We start from the raw sequence: 18,686 nt of genomic DNA, 5'->3' as shown, positions 1-18,686 counted from the left end.
CGTTCAGGCGCCGATGGTCCAGACGTCCAGCGTGTGGCCCGCCCGCGACGCCGTTCCCGTCCGCACGCCTCCGAGCTTCACCGCCACGCGCGCCGACCCGTCGTTGCGCGGGTCGATCTGCGCCAGGACCGGCATCGTCCCGTGGGTCGTGCGGAGCCATCGCAGGAAGGCGCGACCGCCCTCCGTGGCGTAGCCCCGGCCCCAGCCGCGGCGGCACACGGCGTAGACCAGGAGCGGATCCGCCCCGCCGGGCGGGTGAACCAGCCCGAGACGCCCGACGAACCCCTCGGCATCCTCAAGGCCCATCATGCCGTAGCCGCGCAGGCTCCAGTACCGCCGCGCACCCGCCACCCGGGCGGCGATGTCCGCCCTCGACGGCGGATCGCCCTCATGCATGAAACGGCTGACTGCCTCGTCATGCGCGAGCGCGTACAGGTCGGCGTGATCCGCCTCGGCGAGGGCGCGCAAGGTCAGCCGGGCTGTACGGAGGATCGGGATCGCGGTCGTGTCCATCGGTCATCGGGCCTGGGCCACGCGGAAGGCCCGGCGCGGGCGGGTTTGCGGGCCGCGTGGATGCCGTCAGGACAGGCGGCATGCACGATGCCGTCACCACCGCGGTCGCGCCGTTGATCGGCCTGCCGTGCTGGTGCGTCAAGCGCGGGCAGGGGAGCATCCTCTCGTTTCAGTTCGGATCGCCGCGTCTCTCCGTGCGCGAGCCCTATGTCTCGACCTCGTCCTCCGCCAAGCTGCGGCATCTGGCGGCACGGCGCGTCGTCAAGCCGGTCGGAGAGTGGAACCTCTTCGTCTTCTGCTGCCAGTGGCACGTCACCGCCGCCGGGGAGATCCTGGCGACCGATGACAGCCCTGCCGCGCAGATCGAGGCCGCCGCGCATGAGATGGACGGGCAGAAGCTGATCGCATTCACGCTCGATGCCGCCTCCCGGCAAGCCGCCTTCTCGTTCGACCTCGGCGCGACCCTGACGACATGGCCATCACCGGACGAGGCGGACGACGAGGAGCTTTGGTCCCTCTATCTGCCGGACGAGCGCGTCCTGACCTACCGGGCCGACGGCCTCGTCAGCCTTGGTGCCGGCGATGAGGAACCGGAGCAGGAGATCTGGCAGGCCCTCGCGCGGAACGTCGGCATCCCATGACGCCATTGCTCCGCTGGTTCGTCCTTGTCCTGGCGGGCTTGGCGTTCTCATCCCGTCCTCGATCGCCTGGGTGGTCTGGATGATGGGCTATCACTCGTTCGGCGAGATGGACTTCGATGGAGACGGTTCGACCTCCCTCCGCGAGATCTTGACTGCGCTGGACGTGGTGAAGGTTCCCAGCCGGGAGCGGCCCGGCTCCATCGACCATCTCGACGCGAAAGGCGGCACGCACGTCCATGTCGTTCGCTGTCCGCCGGGTCGCTGAGGGATGAAGGCGGCGCCCGGCGGTGCCAGACCGGCAATCGCCGCCCGAACCTCACGCCTTCGCGGCATGCTCCGGCGTCACCGTCGCGATGCGCACCAGGTTCGTCGCCCCCGGCGTGCCGAAGGGCAGGCCCGCCACCACGATCACCCGGTCGCCGACGCCTGCGAAGGCTTCGCGCACCGCGAACTTGCAGGCGCGGAACGACATGTCGTCGATGTCGCTGGCGTCGTTGGTGACGATCGGGTGGGTGCCCCAGGCGAGCGCGAGGCGCCGCGCCGTCTCGCGCTTCGGGGTCAGCGCGATCACGGTGGCGTCGGGCCGGGCGCGGGCCAGCCGCAGGGCCGTCGAGCCGGAAGCGGTCCAGGCCATCACGGCGCTGAGCCCCAGCGTCCCGGCGATCTGGTGGGCGGCCTCCGCGATGGCGTCGGAGGCGGTCGCCTCCGGCACCGTGCGCTGGGCCGCGATGATCGACCAGTAGATCCCGTCGCGCTCGACCTGCTCGGCGATGCGGTTCATCGTCGAGACCGCCTCGACCGGAAAGGCGCCCGACGCGCTCTCGGCCGAGAGCATCACGGCGTCCGCCCCCTCGTAGACCGCCGTCGCCACGTCCGAGACCTCGGCCCGGGTTGGCACCGGGGCGGTGATCATCGATTCGAGCATTTGCGTGGCCACCACCACCGGCTTGCCGAGGCGGCGCGCCCCGCGGGTGATGCGCTTCTGCACGCCCGGCACCTGCTCCAGCGGCATCTCGACCCCGAGGTCGCCGCGGGCGACCATCAGCCCGTCGGCCACCGCCATGATCGCGTCGAGGGAAGCCACCGCCTGCGGCTTCTCGATCTTGGCCATCACCAGGGCCTTCCCTTGCGCCACCGCCTTGACCTCGGCGACGTCCTCCGGGCGCTGCACGAACGACACGGCGATCCAGTCGGCCCCGGCGGCGAGGCCGGCCTCGAGGTCGAGGCGGTCCTTCTCGGTCATCGCCGCGACGGGGATCGTGGTGTCGGGCAGGGACACGCCCTTGCGGTTCGAGATCTTTCCGCCGGTCACAACCCGGGTCACCGCCCGGCCGGGTGCCACCTCGGTCACGACGAGGCGCAGCTTGCCGTCGTCGACGATCACCGCGTGGCCGGGCTCGAGGGCCGAGAGGATCTCGGGATGGGGCAGGTGGACCCGGGTCGCGTCGCCCAGGCCGGGATCGTCGTCGAGGACGAAGGTCTGGCCGTTCTCGATCGTCGCGGCGTCCGCCGCGAAGCGGCCGACCCGGAGCTTCGGCCCCTGCAGGTCGACCAGCACGGCGATCGGGCGCTTCAGCTTCTGCTCGATACGCCGGATCGTCGCCACCCGCTCGCTCAGCCGCTCGCGGGGCAGGTGGCTCATGTTGATGCGAAACACGTCGGCGCCGGCGGCAAACAGCGCCTCGATCACCGCCGGATCCTCGGAGGCCGGGCCGAGGGTCGCGACGATCTTGGTGCGGCGGGCGCGCTTCATGAGGGCAAGGTCCGGGTGTGAAGGGGCGTCGAGGGAGCGCCCCTACCGAAAGCCGGTCGGCGGGCCCGGGTCAATGGGCGTTTCGGCCTCCGCGCCCGGCCGGGCGATCCCGGTCCGGGGATGCCGGCGCGCCGGTCAGTCCCTCTCGCCGGTCCGCGCCGTCAGCTCGTCGATCAGCCCCTGGAGCGAGGCCGGCACCGCATCGGGCACCCGCTCGGCATACATCGCCCGCAGCAGGCGGCCGATCTCGCTCAAGGAGACGCTGCCCTTGACGATCACCCGCTCGGTGTCGCGGCCCAGGCGCTCCTTTTCGGCCGGGGTGATGTCCTTGGCGGTCAGCACCACCACCGGCACGTCGGCGCCGTCGGGCCGGGCCCGCAGCCGCGTCAGGAAGGCGAAGCCGTCCATCACCGGCATCATCAGGTCGAGGAGGATCAGCGAGGGCCGGCCCTCGTCGAGGCGCACGAGGCCCTCGGCGCCGTTCTCCGCCTCGCGCACGGTCCAGCCGTCCCGGGCGAGGCTGCGGCGCAGGCGCTCGCGGGCGTCGGAATCGTCGTCGACGAGCAGCACCGTGCCGGGGGCGTCCGACGGGCGGTAGCGCTCCATCAGGCCCTTGAGGTGATCCCAGTCGATCGGCTTGACCAGGTAGTCGGTGGCCCCGAGCGCCCGCCCGAGGCCCTGCTCGTTGACCACCGAGGTGATGATCACCGGCGTCGCTGCGAGATCCGGGTCGCTGCGGATGGCGTGCAGCACCGACCAGCCGTCCATCCGCGGCATCTCGATGTCGAGGAGGACCGCCCGGGGCCGGAGCGCCCGGGCGAGCGCCAGGCCCGCCTTGCCGTCGCTGGCGCTGCGGACACGGAACCCCTCGCGCTCGAGGAAGCGGGAGAGGAGTTCCCGGGCCGCCGGGTCGTCGTCGACGAGGAGCACCACGTCGTGGCGCTCGGCCTCCTCCCTGGCTTCGGCGAGCGCCCGCACCTCCTCAGGGGTCGGCTCGTCGTCCTGGTCCGTCAGCAAAGCCGGCAGCCGGATGGTGAAGGTCGCGCCCGCGCCGTAGGTCGAGGTCACGGTGATGTCGCCGCCCATGCGCCGGCAGAAGGCGCGGGTGATGGCGAGGCCGAGCCCCGTGCCGCCGAACTGCCGGGTGGTCGATTCGTCGGCCTGGGCGAACCGCTCGAACAAGCGGCCGATCTGCTCCTCGGTCAGCCCGATGCCGGTATCGGCGACCGCGAAGGTCAGCCACTCGGCCGCGCCCTCGTGGTCGCGCCGGGCCGAGAGCGTGATGGTGCCGGCTTCCGTGAACTTCGCGGCGTTGCCCAGCAGGTTGACCAGGCACTGGCGCACCTTGCCCTGGTCCTGGCGCATGGTGCCGAGATCGTCGGGGATGTCGAGCGCCAGGCGGTTGCGCTTCTTCCCCACCAGCGATTCGGTCGCCGCCACCACGTCGTCGAGCATCGCCTGGACGGCGAAATCCTCCGCCGCCACCGTCATGCGGCCGGCCTCGATCTTCGAGATGTCGAGGACATCGTTGATGAGGCCGAGCAGGTGGCGCGCCGAGGCCTCGATCTTGCGCAGGTCCGGCAGAAGCGCGGCCTGGCCGAGATCCTCCAGCTCCTCGGCCAGCATCTCCGAGTAGCCGATCACCGCCGAGAGCGGGGTGCGCAGCTCGTGGCTCATGTTGGCGATGAACTGGCTCTTGGCGCGGTTGGCCGCCTCGGCGGCGTGGCGGGCGCGCTCGATCTCGGCCTCCGCCTCCTTGCGCTCGGTGATGTCGACATGCATGCCGACCCATTCGCGCACGCCGCCATCCTCGGCCGTCACCGGCGCGGCCCGCACCTCCATGTGGCGCCAGGCGCCGTCGCGCCGGCGCAGGCGGTACTCGACCTCGTAGGGCCTGCGCGTCTCGACGGCGCGGGCCCAGGCGTCTGCGGCCCGGCCGCGGTCGTCGGGATGCACCGCCTCGACCCAGCCCCAGCCCTGCGCCTCCTCGTCGCTCTGGCCGGTATAGGCGGTCCAGCGCCACTGGCCGAGGGCCAGCTCGCCGCTCGCATCCGCCGACCAGATGATCGCCGCGGCGCTGTCGACGAGGGCGCGGAAGCGCTCCTGGGCGTGGCGCAGGCGCTCCTCGGTGGCGCGCCGCCGGGTGATGTCGGTGTTGGTGCCGTACCAGCGCACGATCCGCCCGGAGGCATCGCGAAACGGCTGGGCCCGGGACAGGAACCAGCGATAGGCGCCGTCAGCGCCTTTGAGCGGAAACGTGTCCTCCCACGGCTCGCCGCTCGCGAAGGCGCGGCGGATGCGGGTCACGACCCGCTCGACATGGTCCGGGTGGTGGACGGCGCGCCAGCCCCAGCCCCGCATCGCGTCGAGGGTGGTGCCGGTGTAGTCGTACCAGCGCTGATTGTACCAGACGATGGTACCGTCGGCCTCGGCGATCCAGGCGAGCTGCGGCAGCGACTCGGCGAGGTTGCGGTAATCGTCCTCGCGCAGAGGTTCCTCCCTCTCGGCCTCCCCGCTCATCGGATACGGCCGCGGCAGGCGGGTGGGGGCAGGCGGTCAGGCATCGGGGCGCTCCGTCGCGGGCCTCCTCGATGGCCCCGGGACGGATCTATGCGGGGAGGAGCCGGCTTCCAGTGCGGCTTTGGTTCCCCAGGGGGATCAGCCGAACTGCTCGCGCAGGATGCGCTCGTCCATGCCCTGGCCGGGATCGTGCAGCATCACGAGCTCGGTCGAGCGGTCGAGCTGGGTCTCGACCCGGGCGACGCGGCGGAACTCGGTGTGGTCGGCCACCGCCGCGACGGGCCGGTATTCCGGGTCCTTCACCTCGATGCGGATGCGGGCGTGGCTGGGCAGGAGCACGCTACCCTGGCGCCGCGGCCGGAAGGCCGAGATCGGGGTCAGCGCGATGAGCTGGGACGAGATCGGCAGGATCGGGCCGCCGACCGAGAGGTTGTAGGCGGTCGACCCCACCGGCGTGGCGGCCAGCACCCCGTCGGCGATCAGCTCCGGCAGCCGCACCTGGCCGTCGATCGAGATCTTCAGCTTGGCGGTCTGGTGGGTCTGGCGCAGCATGTAGACCTCGTTGACCGCCCGCGCCGTGTGGGTGAGGCCGACCACGTCGGTGGCGATCATCAGGAGCGGATGGACGACGCTGCGCTGCGCCACCTCGAGCCGCTCGATCAGGTCGTCGAGGTGGAACTCGTTCATCAGGAAGCCGACGGTGCCGCGATTCATGCCGTAGATCGGCTTGCCCGTGCCCATGAAGCGGTGCAGCGCCTGCAGCATCAGCCCGTCGCCGCCCAGGCCCACCACCACGTCCGCCTCCTCGGGCGGCACGTGGTCGTAGCGCTGCATCAGGAGTTCGGCCGCCTCGCGGGCGTCGGGCGTCGGGCTCGCGATGAAGGCGATCTGGTTGAAGCGCCGCGCCATAGGGGTGTCCCGACCGCCGAGAAAGGTCCTGCCGCGCCTGGATCCCGGGGCCGCCCCGCCTGTCGGGGGAGCCGCCGCCGGCCGCGTCGGGAGAGGCATAGCATGGAGCGTCCGCTTCTCGTCTACGCCACCGTCCCGGACATCGAGACCGCCGACCGACGGAGAGGCCCTGGCGCGAAAACTCCTCGCCGCCTGCCGCACCGTGCCGGCGAGGATGCGCCCGGTCCTGGCCTGGACCGGGCGCGGCAGGCTAAGGCGGCGATCCTCAAGAAGCGCACCGGCCCGTTGGATTGGAGGCCGGCTCGGGGCGTGGCGCCCGGACGAAACGGGTGGCGCCGGAGCCGGCCCGATCCGCTTCGGCGCCTGAGGGACCGTCGATCGTCGGTACCGCTCGCTGCGGCCGTGTCTCTGCCGCCATGTCTCTGCCGCCATGTCAGCGCGGCGGGGGGTGGCAGGATGCGCTCACTCGTGCGCTCACTCGGGCAGACGGCAGCCCGCACGGGCCAGCATGTCCGCGACGAGGAGCGGCGTGGCGGGCGTCTCGGCGCGGCGCTCCAGCGCGATCGCCCCGAGGACGCGCCGGGCCGCGCCGTCGTCGATGCCGAGCGCGGTTCGGCACAGACCGGAACTCCGCTCGCGCGGGCGGGCCGCCTGCACGACGGCCCCGGTCGCCTCCCCGACCCCTGCGAGATAGGCGGTGAGGGTCTGCCGCGCCGCCGGGTTGTGGGGCGCATCGTCGAGCATGGCGGCGACCTGCGCCACCGAGATGCGGCCCTGCGATGTCGAGGGCGTCCCGGCCGCCGCGAGAGCGCGAGCGACGGCCCGGAGGGCGGCGGAGAGGCAAGAGATGGGGCGCATGACGCCGCCCGACTCCGTCTCCACGCTCCGCCGTCAGCCGAGGCTGCGCCGACTCACTCGCGCGATGGCCGTGCTCTGCCTCGCCCTGTCCGCGGGATTGCCGCTCGCGCTCGCGGCCTTCTGGCTGGTGGCACCGACCCCCGCCATCCTGGCCAGGACGGGCCTCCCGAGCCCGGACGGCGGCGTGCTGGGCCTGACGATCCGGATCACCGCCCTCGCCGTGTCGCTGGTCCCGCTCACGGTCCTGGTGCGCGGCCTGATGCGCGCACGCGCCTGCTTCCGTGCCTTCGCGTCCGGGCGGATCTTCGCGACGGAGGCGGTCGAGAGCCTGCGCGGCTTCTCCGTCGCGGTCTTCGGCGCCACGCTGCTCCAGCCCGTCGCCGGGGCGGCGCTCTCGGCGCTGCTGAGCTGGGGCGGGCCGTCCGGCCGCGGCGCCGTCGTCGTCTCGCTCGGTTCGGACACGCTGCTGTCGCTGCTCTTCGCCGGCACGGTCGCCGTCATGGCAATGGTGCTGGCGGAGGCGCTCGTCCTCGCCGACGAGAACGCGCAGTTCGTCTGATCCGATGGCGATCCGCGTCCGACTCGCCGTGCTGCTCGCCGAGCGCGACATGAAGTCCAAGGACCTCGCCCGTCAGGTCGGCATCACGGAGGCCAACCTGTCACTGCTCAAGCAGGGCAAGGTGAAGGGCATCCGCTTCGAGACGCTGGAGCGGATCTGCCGGCATCTGGACTGCCAGCCGGGGGACCTCCTGCGCTACGAGGAGGATCCCCCGTGAGGGCGTTCAGCCCAGGCCGAGCCCCCATTGCAGCGGCACGAACTCGTAGGTCCCGCCCGCCTTGGCGATGTGCCCGGCGGCCGGGAAGGGGGCGTGATAGAAGGCCACCGGCACCCGCTCGTCGGCCAGCATGGCGAGCGTCTTGTGGCGGGTGGCGCGGGCCTGGTCGGCGTCCATGTCGAACAGGGCCGACCAGTCGGGGTGGCGCACGAACAGGGCCGGGTGGTTGGTGATGTCGGAGGCGATGATCAGCCGCCGCCCGCCGGATTCGAGCCGGAAGGAGGTGTGGCCCGGGGTGTGGCCCGGCGTGCCGAGCGCGGTGAGGCCCGGCAGCACCTCCTTGTCCCACGCATAGCGCTCGACCTTGAGGCCGGAGCCGAAGGTCTTCTGCACCGCGCCGACATTGGCCTTGAGCGCCTCCGGCGGATTGGCCACGCGGCCGTCCTCCGTCCAGAACCGCCACTCGGGCTCCGGCACCAGGACCTGGGCGTTCGGGAAGGTGGGCGTGCCGTCCTTGCGCTTGAGGCCGAGGATGTGGTCGGGGTGGAAGTGGCTGATCACAACCGCGTCGACCGACCCCGGATCGACGCCGGCCAGCGCGAGGCCGCGCAAGGTCCCGCCGGTGCCGGGTGGGCCCTGGTCGGCGAAGCCCGCATCGACGAGCACCCGCTTGCCCCCGAGGGTGAGGAGGAGCGGCGTGAAGGTGATCGGCAGGGTGTCGGTCGGCAGGAAGGCCTGGGCGAGCGCCCCCTGCACCTCGGGGAGGGGCGCATTGCGCACGAAGCTCGCGTCGAGCGGGCGCTTGACCCCGCCCTCGTGCAGGGCGGTCACCGTCGCCTCGCCGAGACCGTAGCGGTAGACCCCTGACAGGTCGGCGGCCGGCGCGCCGGCGGCGCTGGCGGCGCCGGCGAGGCCCGGCGCGCTGGCGAGGACGGGGCCGGCGAGAACGCCTCCGGCCATGAGGGTGCGGCGGGACATCGACATACCGGGGCCTCCCTTTTGCTTCTGACCTGTGCAGTTAGAGCGCGACCGGCGAAAGGGGAGCCGGTCGCGAAAAATCGAAATGCGGCCGACGATGCGGGGCACGGCGGGGTTTCGGTCCGGGCGGGCGCCGGCGCGGGACGTCGACCTCGCGGTACAGCGGCGCGGCGCTCTCGTGTACCGTGGCCGTGACCAACGGAAGGGCCCGCCATGCGCCACAGCTTCGTCTCGATCGGCAGCCGATTCCTCGCCGCATTCCTCGTCGTCTCGGTCCCGCAGGGGGCGGCGGTCGCGGCCTCGCGGGCGCCGGTCGCCGCCGAGCACGGCATGGTGGTCACGGCCCAGCACCTCGCCACGCAGGTCGGCGTCGACGTGCTGAAGCGGGGCGGCAACGCCATCGATGCCGCGGTCGCGGTCGGCTACGCGCTCGCGGTGGTCTACCCGGCCGCCGGCAACCTCGGCGGCGGCGGCTTCATGACGATCCAGCGCGCCGACGGCAGCCGGACCTTCCTGGATTTCCGCGAGAAGGCCCCGCTCGCCGCCACCCGGGACATGTTCCTGGGCAAGGACGGCAACGTCGTCCCGGGCCTCAGCACCAGGGGCTTCCTGGCGGTCGGCGTGCCCGGCACCGTGGCGGGCCTCGAGGACGCCCTGGCGAAATACGGCACGCGCCCGCGCGCCGAGCTGATGGCTCCGGCGATCCGGCTCGCGGAGGAGGGCTTTGCCCTCGAGCAGGGCGACGTCGACATCATGGCGACCGCCACCGAGGATTTCGGCAAGGATCCCGCGGCGGCCAAGATCTTCCTGAAGGAGGGGCGGCCCTACGGCGTGGGCGACAGGCTCGTCCAGCCCGACCTCGCCCGGACCCTGCGGGCGATCGGCGAAGGTGGCCGGGACGGGTTCTACAAGGGCGCGGTCGGCGACGCGCTCACGGCGTCGAGCCGGGCGCAAGGCGGCCTCATCGTCCAGGCCGACCTCGACCGCTACGCCACCCGCGAGTTGCCGCCGATCGAGTGCGACTACCGCGGCTACCGGGTGATCTCGGCCCCGCCGCCGAGCTCGGGCGGGGTGGTGATCTGCGAGATGCTGAACATCCTCGAAGGCTACGACCTCGCCAAGCTCGGCTGGGGCTCGGCGCAGGCGGTCCACTATGAGATCGAGGCGATGCGCCACGCCTATCTCGACCGCAACAGCTACCTGGGCGATCCGGACTTCGTGAAGAACCCGGTCGAGCGGCTGACCGACAAGGCCTATGCGGCGAAGATCCGGGCCGCGATCGACCCGCAGAAGGCCGGCATCTCCGCCGAGCTGAAGCCCGGCGTCCCCCCGCACGAGGGCAGCAACACCACCCACTACTCGATCGTCGATTCGCAAGGAAACGCCGTCTCGGTGACCTACACCCTCAACGACTGGTTCGGCACGCGGCTCGTCGCGGAGGGAACGGGGGTCCTTCTCAACAACGAGATGGACGACTTCACCGCCAAGGTCGGCGTGCCGAACATCTACGGCCTGCTCCAGGGCGAGGCGAACGCCGTCGCGCCCGGCAAGACGCCGTTGAGCTCGATGAGCCCGACCATCGTCACGCGTGACGGCAAGCCCGTCCTGGTGACGGGCACGCCCGGCGGCAGCCGGATCATCACGGTGGTGCTGCACAGCATCCTCAACGTGATCGATTACGGGATGAATGTGCAGGAAGCCGCCGACGCGCCGCGCCTCCACCACCAGTGGATGCCCGACGTCACCAACGTCGAGCGCTTCGCCCTCTCGCCGGACACCCGCAAGATCCTGGAGAGCATGGGGCACACGTTCGGCGCGGCCCAGCCGGCCAACCACCTCGCGGCGATCCTGATCGGCGCGCCGACGCTGGGCGGCAAGCCGGTGGGGCGTTTCCGCTACTACGGCGCCAACGATCCGCGCCGCAACACGGGCAGTGCGCAGGGATATTGAGGGCGGATCGGGGCGGGCGCGTCGCGGGGGGATGGGCCTCCTGCGGCGCGCGGGCCCGGTCGCCGGGACGCCGGTCCGTCCCGGCGGGCTCGGGCCCCGGTCGGTCACAGGCCGATCAGGGCAGCCCCCCGCAATCCGGGCGGGCCGGTGCCCCCGAGGCAGGGACGAGACAGCAACCGCACCCCCGGCACGCGCTCGGGATTCGAGCGCGGCCGGTTTCGGCATCGCGACAGCGACGGCGCGGCTTCTCGCCTGGAGCGATGATCCGGAGACCGCCGGAATGGCATCCGGACGTCAGGGCAGAGCGCCAGGAGCGGACGCACGCCGCTCGCTTGCGGATGCGCCCGCATCACGCGTCGGGGGGAGCCTCGAGCCTCGTTCCATGATCCTGCCCATGATCCTGGCTGATCGCCAGATCGCACACACCGCGGTCGCAGCGTGACCCCGGCCCGGCAGAGCACCGGGCCGCTCCCGTTCATGACGCCGATGGGACCATCCCGCGTCAGGCGAAGACGAGCTGATCCTGGATCTGGGCCACGGTGAAGTTCTGGACGATCACACCGCCATTGCCGCCCAGCTGCGTCGTGCTGACCAGGACGTCATTGCCCTGCTGCGTCACCTGCAGGCTCGACGGCGACATCCTCAGGAACATCAGGGCGTCGGTGTCGCCTGCCGCCTCATGGAAGTCGGTCACCCAATCGAACGCCCCGGCCTGGAAGTCGCTGGCCTGGAACGCGAAGGTGTCCGAGCCGGCTCCGCCGATGAGGGTGTCGGCACCATAGCCGCCATACAGGAGATCGTCGCCGGCCTGGCCGTAGAGCTGGTTGGCGCCGTCGTCGCCCTGGAGGTTGTCGGCGAAGCCTGAGCCGACCAGCCCCTCGATGCTGGTATAGCTGTCGCCGGCTGCCTCGCCGGTGTTGAGGGTTTGATTGTACAGCACCGCCGTGACCCCCGCCGTGGCGAAGTCGTAGCGGGCGAAGTCGAAGCCGGCGCCGCCGTCGAGTCGGTCGCCGGCGTCGCCGCCCCAGAGGCTGTCGCCGCCAGCGCCGCCGAAGAGCATGTCGTAGCCGGCCAGACCGAAGATCTGGTCATCGCCGGCCTGGCCGTAGAACTGGTTGGCGCCGGCGTCGCCCTGGAGGTTGTCGTCGAAGGCCGAGCCGACCAGACCCTCGATGCCGGCGTATTTGTCGCCCGCCGCCTCCCCGGTGTTGAAGCCGGGCAGGTAGAGCACCGCCGTGACGCCGGCCGTGGCGTAATCGTAGCGGGCCAGGTCGAAACCGGCACCGCCGTCGAGGCTGTCAGCGTCCTCGCCGCCCCACAGGTGGTCGTTGCCGGCGCCGCCGAAGAGCGTGTCCTGGCCGGCCAGGCCATGGAGATTGTCGTCGGCGGCCAGGCCGTAGAGCTGATTGGCGCCGGCGTCACCCTGGAGGTTGTCGCCGGAGGCGGAGCCGACCAGCCCCTCGATGCCGGCGTAGCTGTCGCCTGCCGCCTCGCCGGTGTTGAAGCCGGGCAGGTAGAGCACCGCCGTGACCCCGGCCGTGGCGTAGTCGTAGCGGGCGAAGTCGAAGCCGGCCCCGCCATCGAGGCTGTCGCCGCCCTCGCCGCCCCACAGGTTGTCGTTGCCGTCGCCACCCGAGAGAGTGTCCTTGCCGGCCAGGCCATGGAGATGGTCGTCGCCGGCCTGGCCGTAGAGCAGGTTGGCGCCGACGTCGCCCTGGAGGTTGTCGGAAAAACCTGAGCCGACCAGCCCCTCGATGCTGGCGTAGCTGTCGCCCGCCGCCTCGCCGGTGTTGGAGCCCGGCAGGTAGAGCAACGCCGTGACCGCGCTCGCGGCGTAATCGTAGCGGGCAAGGTCGAAACCGGCACCGCCGTCGAGGCTGTCCGCGTCCTCGCCGCCCCAGAGGCTGTCGTCACCATCGCCACCCCAGAGGGTGTCGTTGCCCGCCAAGCCGTGAAGCTGGTCATCGCCGGCAAGGCCGTAGAGCTGGTTGCCGCCAGCATCGCCCTGGAGGTTGTCGGCGAAGGCCGAGCCGACCAGGCCTTCGATGCTGGCGTAGCTGTCGCCCGCCGCCTCCCCGGCGTTGAAGCCCGGCAGGTACAGCACCGCCGTGACCGCGCTCGCGGCGTAATCGTAGCGGGCCAGGTCGAAGCCGGCGCCGCCGTCGAGGCTGTCCGCGTCCTCGCCGCCCCAGAGGCTGTCGCCGCCGTCCCCACCCAAGAGGGCGTCGTCGCCGCCTAGGCCAAAAAGCAGGTCGTTTCCGGCACCGCCCAGGAGGACGTCCATCCCTGCCCCGCCGAGCAGGGTATCGTCGCCATCCCCGCCGTCGATCTGGTCGCCGATCGTGAGTTCCGGGCCGGCCACGATGCGCTCGTCGCCGAGGCCGCCGCTCACCGTCTCGGATCTGCCGCGGGTGAGGGTGACGTCGACGGTCCCGGAGGTCGAGCCCGGGGCGGGATCGTTTCCGCCGCTGCCGGGATGGGCCACGCTGCCGGGAAAGCTCAGGTTCTCCTCGGTCAGGCTGGAGAAAGGGACGCCGGCAAGCGTGACGGTTTGCCCGCCATTTTCGACAATGAGATCGGGCCCTCGTCGAACAAAATTCAGGTTGATCGCAGAATATTCGAAAAGCGACAAAATACCTATCGCGGGGTCGAAGGCGAATTGCTGACCAATAAAACCGCTGAAATTGTACGCGGCCATTTGAGCGCCCTTCGCGAAAAAGACCGAGCCACTCGTGCGTTCAGTTTCGTGGCACGGCTTCTCTCCTCGTTCTAACAAGATATCGAATGTCAGATCAACGTTTTTGCCTCCGACGTTTCAGCCGACGTAGGATCTTCCGCCAGCGGCGCTCAGGGACGGACCGGTGCTCACGGATCGGATGCGGGAGCTGCGACGCCCCGCGACCATGCAGCCCGTCATGGTGGCGCGCGGGTCCGGCCGGGCCTCGCTGGAGCGAGACGGCTGACGCAGAGCGGCCGCCCCCCACCCGGCCGAAGGGCGCGACGATCCGGCAGGTGCGCATCGCCCCGGGTGCCGGCGCGTCGAGCTGCTGCCGCACGATGCGGAGCCGCTGCGCCGACGGACCGTGATCATGGACGAGGGCAGGGATGCACCGACGCGGCGGCTGATCGTCGAGGCCGACGCTCGGGAGACTTCAGGACCGGCGGACAGGCCTACAACGCAAAGCTCGCGACCGGACAGGTGCCGACGATCGCGTTTGCGGCCCGGCAGAGCACCGGGCCGCTCGGTTTCATGACGCCGATAGGACCGTCCCGCGTCAGGCGAAGGCGAGCTGATCCTGGATCTGGGCCACGGTGAAGTTCTGCACGATCACACCGCCGTTGCCGCCCAGCTGCGTCGTGCTGACCAGGACGTCATTGCCCTGCTGCGTCACCTGCAGGCTCGACGGCGACATCCCGAGGAAGAGCAGGGCGTCGGTGTCCCCGGCCGCCTCGTGGAAGTCGGTCACCCGATCGAACACCCCGGTCTGGAAGTCGCCGGCCTGGAACGCGAAGGTGTCCGAGCCGGCCCCGCCGACGAGGATGTCGGCACCCTGGGCGCCATACAGGAAGTCGTTGCCGGCCTGGCCGTAGAGCTGGTTGGCGCCAGCATCGCCCTGGAGGTTGTCGTCGAAGTTGGAGCCGACCAGCCCCTCGATGCTGATGTAGGTGTCGCCCGCCGCCTCCCCGGTGTTGAAGCCGGCATTGTACAGCACCGCCGTGACCCCGGTGGTGGCGTAGTCGTAGCGGGCGAAGTCGAAGTCGGCCCCGCCGTCGAGGCTGTCGCCGTCCAGGCCGCCCCAGAGGCTGTCGCCGCCAGCGCCGCCGAAGAGGGCGTCGCTGCCCGCCAGGCCGAAGAGCAGGTCGTCGCCGGCCTGGCCGAAGAGCTGGTTTGCGCCGGCGTCACCCTGGAGGTTGTCGCCGAAGGCCGAGCCGACCAGCCCCTCGATGCTGGCATAGCTGTCGCCTGCGGCCTCCCCGGTGTTGAAGGCGGCGTTGTTCAGCACCGCCGTGACCCCGGCGGCGGCGTAGTCGTAGCGGGCGAAGTCGAAGCCGTTGCCGCCGTCGAGGCTGTCGCCGTCCAGGCCGCCCCAGAGGCTGTCGCCGCCATCGCCGCCCGAGAGCGCGTCATTGCCGGCCAGACCGAAGAGCAGGTCGTCGCCCGCCAGGCCGAAGAGCTGGTTTGCGCCGCCGTCACCCTGGAGGTTGTCGCCGAAGGTCGAGCCGACCAGCCCCTCGATGCCGGAGTAGGTATCGCCCGCCGCCTCCCCGGTGTTGAAGATGGCGTTGTACAGCACCGCCGTGACCCCGGCCGTGGCGTAGTCGTAGCGGGCGAAGTCGAAGCCGTTCCCGCCGTCGAGCACGTCGCCGTTCAGGCCACCCCAGAGGCTGTCGCCGCCGTCCCCGCCCGAGAGGGTGTCGTTGCCGGCCAGGCCGTAGAGCTGATCGTCGCCCGCCAGGCCGAAGAGCTGGTTGGCGCCGCCGTCGCCCTGGAGGTTGTCGCCGAAGCCTGAGCCGACCAGCCCCTCGATGGCGGTGTAGCCGTCGCCCGCCGCCTCGCCGGTGTTGAAGCCGGAATTGTACAGCACCGCCGTGATTCCGCTCGCGGCGTAGTCGTAGCGGGCGAAGTCGAAGCCGTTGCCGCCGTCGAGGCTGTCGCCGTCCAGGCCGCCCCAGAGGCTGTCGCCGCCGTCGCCGCCCCAGAGAATATCGATGCCGGCCAGGCCGAAGAGCAGGTCGTCGCCGGCCAGACCGTAGAACTGGTTGGCGCCGGCATCACCCTGGAGGTTGTCGCCGAAGGCCGAGCCGACCAGCCCCTCGATGCCGGAGTAAGTGTCGCCCGCCGCCTCGCCGGTGTTGAAGGTGGCGTCGTACAGCACCGCCGTGACCGCTGCGGTCGCGAAATCGTAGCGGGCGAAGTCGAAGCCACCCCCTCCGCTCAGCGCGTCACTGCCGAGACCGCCCCAGAGATGGTCGTTGCCCGAGCCGCCGGTGAGCGTGTCGGTGCCGGCGTTGCCGTAGATCTCGGTGCCGAACGTGGCAGCGCCGACCAGACCGTTCGCTCCGCTGTCGCCGATGACCCGGATGATGTCCGACCCGGTCCAGTCCGTGAAATTGAAGCCTGCGATGGTCGCGTAACCGGTCCCCGAAGACTGAGCATAGACCTCGAGAATATTGGTGCCGCCACCCAGAAATCCGTCGATCAGAAGCCCGCCAGACATCTGGCTGGCATTGAACCGGACGGTGTTGCCCTCTGTGCCGAACTCGATCTCGGAATACGACGTGTACGTGACACTGACGTTGCGGAAATCGTACAGACCCGTCCCGTTGACCAATATCGTATTCGTTCCGCTGGAATCGACGATGGTCTCGCCGGCCTCGATGTCCGTTTCGCTATCGAATCGGAAGATGTCGTTGCCGGCGCCGCCGTTGAGCGTATCCGCCCCCGCACCCCCAATCAGAAGATCGTTGTCGTTGCCCCCGAAGACCGTGTCGTTGCCGGCCCCACCCCAGAGCGTGTCGTTGCCCCAGGACCCGTGCAGGACGTCGCCGCCGCCGTTGCCGTAGAGCGTGTTCGCGATCTCGTTCCCGATGATGAAATCAGACTGCCCGCTGCCGGAACCGATCTCGATGCCGGTCCCGGCCTGGTGCGCCGTGGTCGCGTATTGCCCATTGGCGATAGAATACCCACCCAGTGCCGCTACGCCGCTGTTGTTGTAAACACGCGAGAAGAAGCCGCCGGCGTGATAGTCGTTATTCGACAGATCGTCCTTCAATTCCTGCGAGAGGGCGGAATAGGCAGCCAATGGGGTGATGTCAGAGAGCCACTGCGTGACGCTCGCCGGGTCGCCGTTGACGTCGAGTGTCGCGGCGTTCAAGTTGATGAGCGCGTGGTTCACGCCGGCGTAGGAGATCGTGTCCGTGCCGCCGGTGTCCCAGATGCTGTAGAACGCACGCCCGATCGAGACCGTGCCGTCGCTTCCGTCGAGGTCGCGCCCGATCGTCGCCTGGTCGGTGAGAGCGTAAGAGGTACTGCCAGTATTGTTGGCTTGCGAGCCGTACATGCTCTGGATCGCGGCCACGTCCAGTGCCATCGGCGTGACCGCATAGCCGAAGCTCATGGACTGATTGTTGACGTCTAGCCCGCCGCGCTCATACGACATGACCGTATAGCGGTCGTTGTCGAGCGGGTGCTCGCCGGATCCCGTATTGTTGGCCGTCGTCCAGACGCTCGAGCCGTTGCCGGAATCGTGCGGATGACCGAGCCCGATCGTATGCCCGATCTCGTGGATGACCGTATGCAGCCGGTTGGAGCTGCCGCCCGTTTCCGGGTTCGTCGTCATCGACGAGACGTTGGAGTTGAAGAAGATGTATCCTTCGTAATCGCTTCCTCCCTCCGGACTCACATCCGTGCCCGGGAAGGTGCCCTCGCCGTTGATTCCGGAGAGGTTGTCATACGCGGCGATCTTGATGTCGATGCCGGTAGTCTGGATTGAGCTGTTCTCGGTGAAGAACATGTTCGAGACGGCCGACCAGCCGGCAAAGGCCTGGCGGACGTCCAGCTTCATCGACTGCTCGATCCCGGTGGTCGGCGCGAGCGAACGGAAGGTGCTGCCTGCGAGATCACCCGCGTTGATGCTGTTGTTCTGGATGTAGGTCGCGTCGGAGGTCGAGGTCGCGAAAGCGTAGGACAGGTAGACGCCTCCGGCCTCGGACCACTTCGTCGTTCCGGTAAGACCGGCGACGTAGAGGTTGCTCGGCTTTGTATTCGGCCCCGCCGGATCGTCGATCGATTGGTCATTGGATGACACGTCGTCGGCCTCGGCAGCCGCCACGCCATCGGCCCCCGGCGTTCCTTGCTGCTGGTCGACCGAACGATCGCCGATCGCGTCCGAGGTTTGCGGCGCTCTCGTGCTCACGACATCTCTGCTGGCGAGGGAGTAGCCGCCAAAATCACCCGGGAGCCAGTCGAACGAGATCAAGGCCGAGGTCTCGTCGTCCGTCGAGTCCTGACCGGGGGAGCGGGTGCTTGTCGGGTTCAACTTGCCGCGTGACACACCCATGGCAGCCTCCGAGTTACAAATCAAAGATCAATCAAAACCTGAACGGATTACAATCATTGCGGCATAGCCACGCCGGCGTCAAGGCTATTCCACGCCTTTTTAACAGTTCCTTACAGTTTAGATCGCAATCCTGTCTCCAGAAACATTGATTATATCATTTGGAATTGATCTAGCAAAAATCGAACCGCAAATAAACAGTTGTAATACGAGCTTTTAGAATAATTTAAGTAGATCTTGCCATGACGGATGTCACTGATCCTGTCTTTATCAGCGAGGGCGATGCCGAGGGGATGCTTGGTGTCCGGCACTGGCCGAACCGCGCCCTCTGTTGGCGTGAGAGGCGCCAGGCGACGTAAGGATCGCTGGTTGTGGCGCACACGCGAAGGGGCGCCGTTCACATGTCGTCAGGCGGACCTCCCCGGCCTGGCGCCTTCGCCTCGGAGCCGGCCCATGGGGCGCAACGCCCTCGCGCGGTGAACCGGCAGGCCCGTGGCGATGTTCGCAGCCGGCCCATCGAGGCCAGCTTCATCCGGCCCCTGTCCTCGTCCCGCGCGACGCCCTGCGCGGCCGCGACACCGGAGAGGCGCCCGTCGCGGCAAAGGGCGTCGACCTCGAGGCGGGTCGCCCCGGTCTCGGCCAGCACCCTGCCGGGACCGGGCGTGTCGCGGTCGCGCATCCGGGAACCCGCATCAACTGTCCGACGCAAAGTCCATCGATGCGCAAAGCG

Annotated in this window: 13 protein-coding genes; 5 read left to right on the top strand and 8 right to left on the bottom strand. The window is 69.9% G+C overall.

Annotated features, from left to right (window positions below; all coding sequences use genetic code 11):
- Positions 1-3 precede the first annotated feature (3 nt).
- On the bottom strand, positions 4-513 hold the full coding sequence (locus EU555_RS30195; protein ID WP_135419039.1) for a GNAT family N-acetyltransferase: 510 nt from the start codon (positions 511-513) through the stop codon (positions 4-6).
- 80 nt (positions 514-593) lie between these two features.
- Between EU555_RS30195 and EU555_RS30190 the strand changes: the two genes are divergently transcribed.
- Both EU555_RS30190 and EU555_RS30185 read left to right on the top strand, forming a co-directional pair.
- A complete protein-coding gene (locus EU555_RS30190; RefSeq protein WP_135419038.1) occupies positions 594-1,154 on the top strand; it encodes a hypothetical protein in 561 nt (186 codons plus the stop codon).
- A 79-nt stretch (positions 1,155-1,233) separates the two neighbouring features.
- The gene (locus EU555_RS30185; protein WP_135419037.1) at positions 1,234-1,419 is read left to right on the top strand and encodes a hypothetical protein; all 186 of its coding nucleotides are present in this window, start codon (positions 1,234-1,236) and stop codon (positions 1,417-1,419) included.
- A 51-nt stretch (positions 1,420-1,470) separates the two neighbouring features.
- Here EU555_RS30185 and pyk read toward each other — a convergent pair whose 3' ends face one another.
- From pyk to EU555_RS30165, 4 genes are all read right to left on the bottom strand, one after another.
- Positions 1,471-2,907, bottom strand: coding sequence for a pyruvate kinase (gene pyk, locus EU555_RS30180; RefSeq protein WP_135419036.1), 1,437 nt, complete (start codon positions 2,905-2,907; stop codon positions 1,471-1,473).
- Between the two features lie 135 nt (positions 2,908-3,042).
- Positions 3,043-5,427 (bottom strand): hybrid sensor histidine kinase/response regulator, encoded by a 2,385-nt coding sequence (locus EU555_RS30175; protein ID WP_135419035.1) that lies wholly within the window; start codon positions 5,425-5,427, stop codon positions 3,043-3,045.
- Between the two features lie 138 nt (positions 5,428-5,565).
- Positions 5,566-6,336 carry an NAD kinase gene (locus EU555_RS30170; RefSeq protein WP_135419034.1) on the bottom strand — a complete coding sequence of 257 codons (771 nt, stop codon included), beginning with the start codon at positions 6,334-6,336 and terminating at the stop codon, positions 5,566-5,568.
- Positions 6,337-6,810: 474 nt separating this feature from the next.
- Positions 6,811-7,194, bottom strand: coding sequence for a chlorophyllide reductase (locus tag EU555_RS30165; protein WP_167858714.1), 384 nt, complete (start codon positions 7,192-7,194; stop codon positions 6,811-6,813).
- Positions 7,195-7,258: 64 nt separating this feature from the next.
- On the opposite strand from EU555_RS30165, the gene EU555_RS30160 reads away from it, so the two are divergent.
- Complete coding sequence (locus tag EU555_RS30160) at positions 7,259-7,753, top strand: DUF2975 domain-containing protein (protein ID WP_167858713.1); 495 nt, start codon at positions 7,259-7,261, stop codon at positions 7,751-7,753.
- 4 nt (positions 7,754-7,757) lie between these two features.
- Positions 7,758-7,970, top strand: a complete 213-nt coding sequence (locus EU555_RS30155) for a helix-turn-helix domain-containing protein (protein WP_135419031.1) — start codon at positions 7,758-7,760, stop codon at positions 7,968-7,970.
- Between the two features lie 6 nt (positions 7,971-7,976).
- Here the strand turns inward: EU555_RS30155 and EU555_RS30150 are convergent, their stop codons facing one another.
- Positions 7,977-8,954, bottom strand: coding sequence for an MBL fold metallo-hydrolase (locus EU555_RS30150; protein WP_135419030.1), 978 nt, complete (start codon positions 8,952-8,954; stop codon positions 7,977-7,979).
- A 207-nt stretch (positions 8,955-9,161) separates the two neighbouring features.
- On the opposite strand from EU555_RS30150, the gene ggt reads away from it, so the two are divergent.
- Complete coding sequence (ggt, locus tag EU555_RS30145; protein ID WP_135419029.1) at positions 9,162-10,898, top strand: gamma-glutamyltransferase; 1,737 nt, start codon at positions 9,162-9,164, stop codon at positions 10,896-10,898.
- A gap of 502 nt (positions 10,899-11,400) precedes the next feature.
- Here the strand turns inward: ggt and EU555_RS30140 are convergent.
- Positions 11,401-13,596, bottom strand: a complete 2,196-nt coding sequence (locus EU555_RS30140; protein WP_135419028.1) for a calcium-binding protein — start codon at positions 13,594-13,596, stop codon at positions 11,401-11,403.
- A gap of 577 nt (positions 13,597-14,173) precedes the next feature.
- The gene (locus EU555_RS30135; RefSeq protein WP_135419027.1) at positions 14,174-17,959 is read right to left on the bottom strand and encodes a matrixin family metalloprotease; all 3,786 of its coding nucleotides are present in this window, start codon (positions 17,957-17,959) and stop codon (positions 14,174-14,176) included.
- Positions 17,960-18,686: the final 727 nt, after the last annotated feature.

Origin of the sequence: Methylobacterium nonmethylotrophicum, assembly GCF_004745635.1 — a bacterium.
Classification (GTDB): Bacteria; Pseudomonadota; Alphaproteobacteria; order Rhizobiales; family Beijerinckiaceae; genus Methylobacterium; species Methylobacterium nonmethylotrophicum.
Note: the sequence above shows the minus strand (reverse complement) of the source record. Positions and strands in the feature narration are given on the sequence as shown.

Excerpts from the sequence above, each read along its gene's own strand:
- EU555_RS30195 (WP_135419039.1), bottom strand. The coding sequence starts at position 513 with ATGGACACGACCGCGATCCCGATCCTCCGTACAGCCCGGCTGACCTTG.
- EU555_RS30190 (WP_135419038.1), top strand. The coding sequence starts at position 594 with ATGCACGATGCCGTCACCACCGCGGTCGCGCCGTTGATCGGCCTGCCG.
- EU555_RS30185 (WP_135419037.1), top strand. The coding sequence starts at position 1,234 with ATGATGGGCTATCACTCGTTCGGCGAGATGGACTTCGATGGAGACGGT.
- pyk (WP_135419036.1), bottom strand. The coding sequence starts at position 2,907 with ATGAAGCGCGCCCGCCGCACCAAGATCGTCGCGACCCTCGGCCCGGCC.
- EU555_RS30175 (WP_135419035.1), bottom strand. The coding sequence starts at position 5,427 with ATGAGCGGGGAGGCCGAGAGGGAGGAACCTCTGCGCGAGGACGATTAC.
- EU555_RS30170 (WP_135419034.1), bottom strand. The coding sequence starts at position 6,336 with ATGGCGCGGCGCTTCAACCAGATCGCCTTCATCGCGAGCCCGACGCCC.
- EU555_RS30165 (WP_167858714.1), bottom strand. The coding sequence starts at position 7,194 with ATGCGCCCCATCTCTTGCCTCTCCGCCGCCCTCCGGGCCGTCGCTCGC.
- EU555_RS30160 (WP_167858713.1), top strand. The coding sequence starts at position 7,259 with ATGGCCGTGCTCTGCCTCGCCCTGTCCGCGGGATTGCCGCTCGCGCTC.
- EU555_RS30155 (WP_135419031.1), top strand. The coding sequence starts at position 7,758 with ATGGCGATCCGCGTCCGACTCGCCGTGCTGCTCGCCGAGCGCGACATG.
- EU555_RS30150 (WP_135419030.1), bottom strand. The coding sequence starts at position 8,954 with ATGTCGATGTCCCGCCGCACCCTCATGGCCGGAGGCGTTCTCGCCGGC.
- ggt (WP_135419029.1), top strand. The coding sequence starts at position 9,162 with ATGCGCCACAGCTTCGTCTCGATCGGCAGCCGATTCCTCGCCGCATTC.
- EU555_RS30140 (WP_135419028.1), bottom strand. The coding sequence starts at position 13,596 with ATGGCCGCGTACAATTTCAGCGGTTTTATTGGTCAGCAATTCGCCTTC.
- EU555_RS30135 (WP_135419027.1), bottom strand. The coding sequence starts at position 17,959 with ATGGGTGTGTCACGCGGCAAGTTGAACCCGACAAGCACCCGCTCCCCC.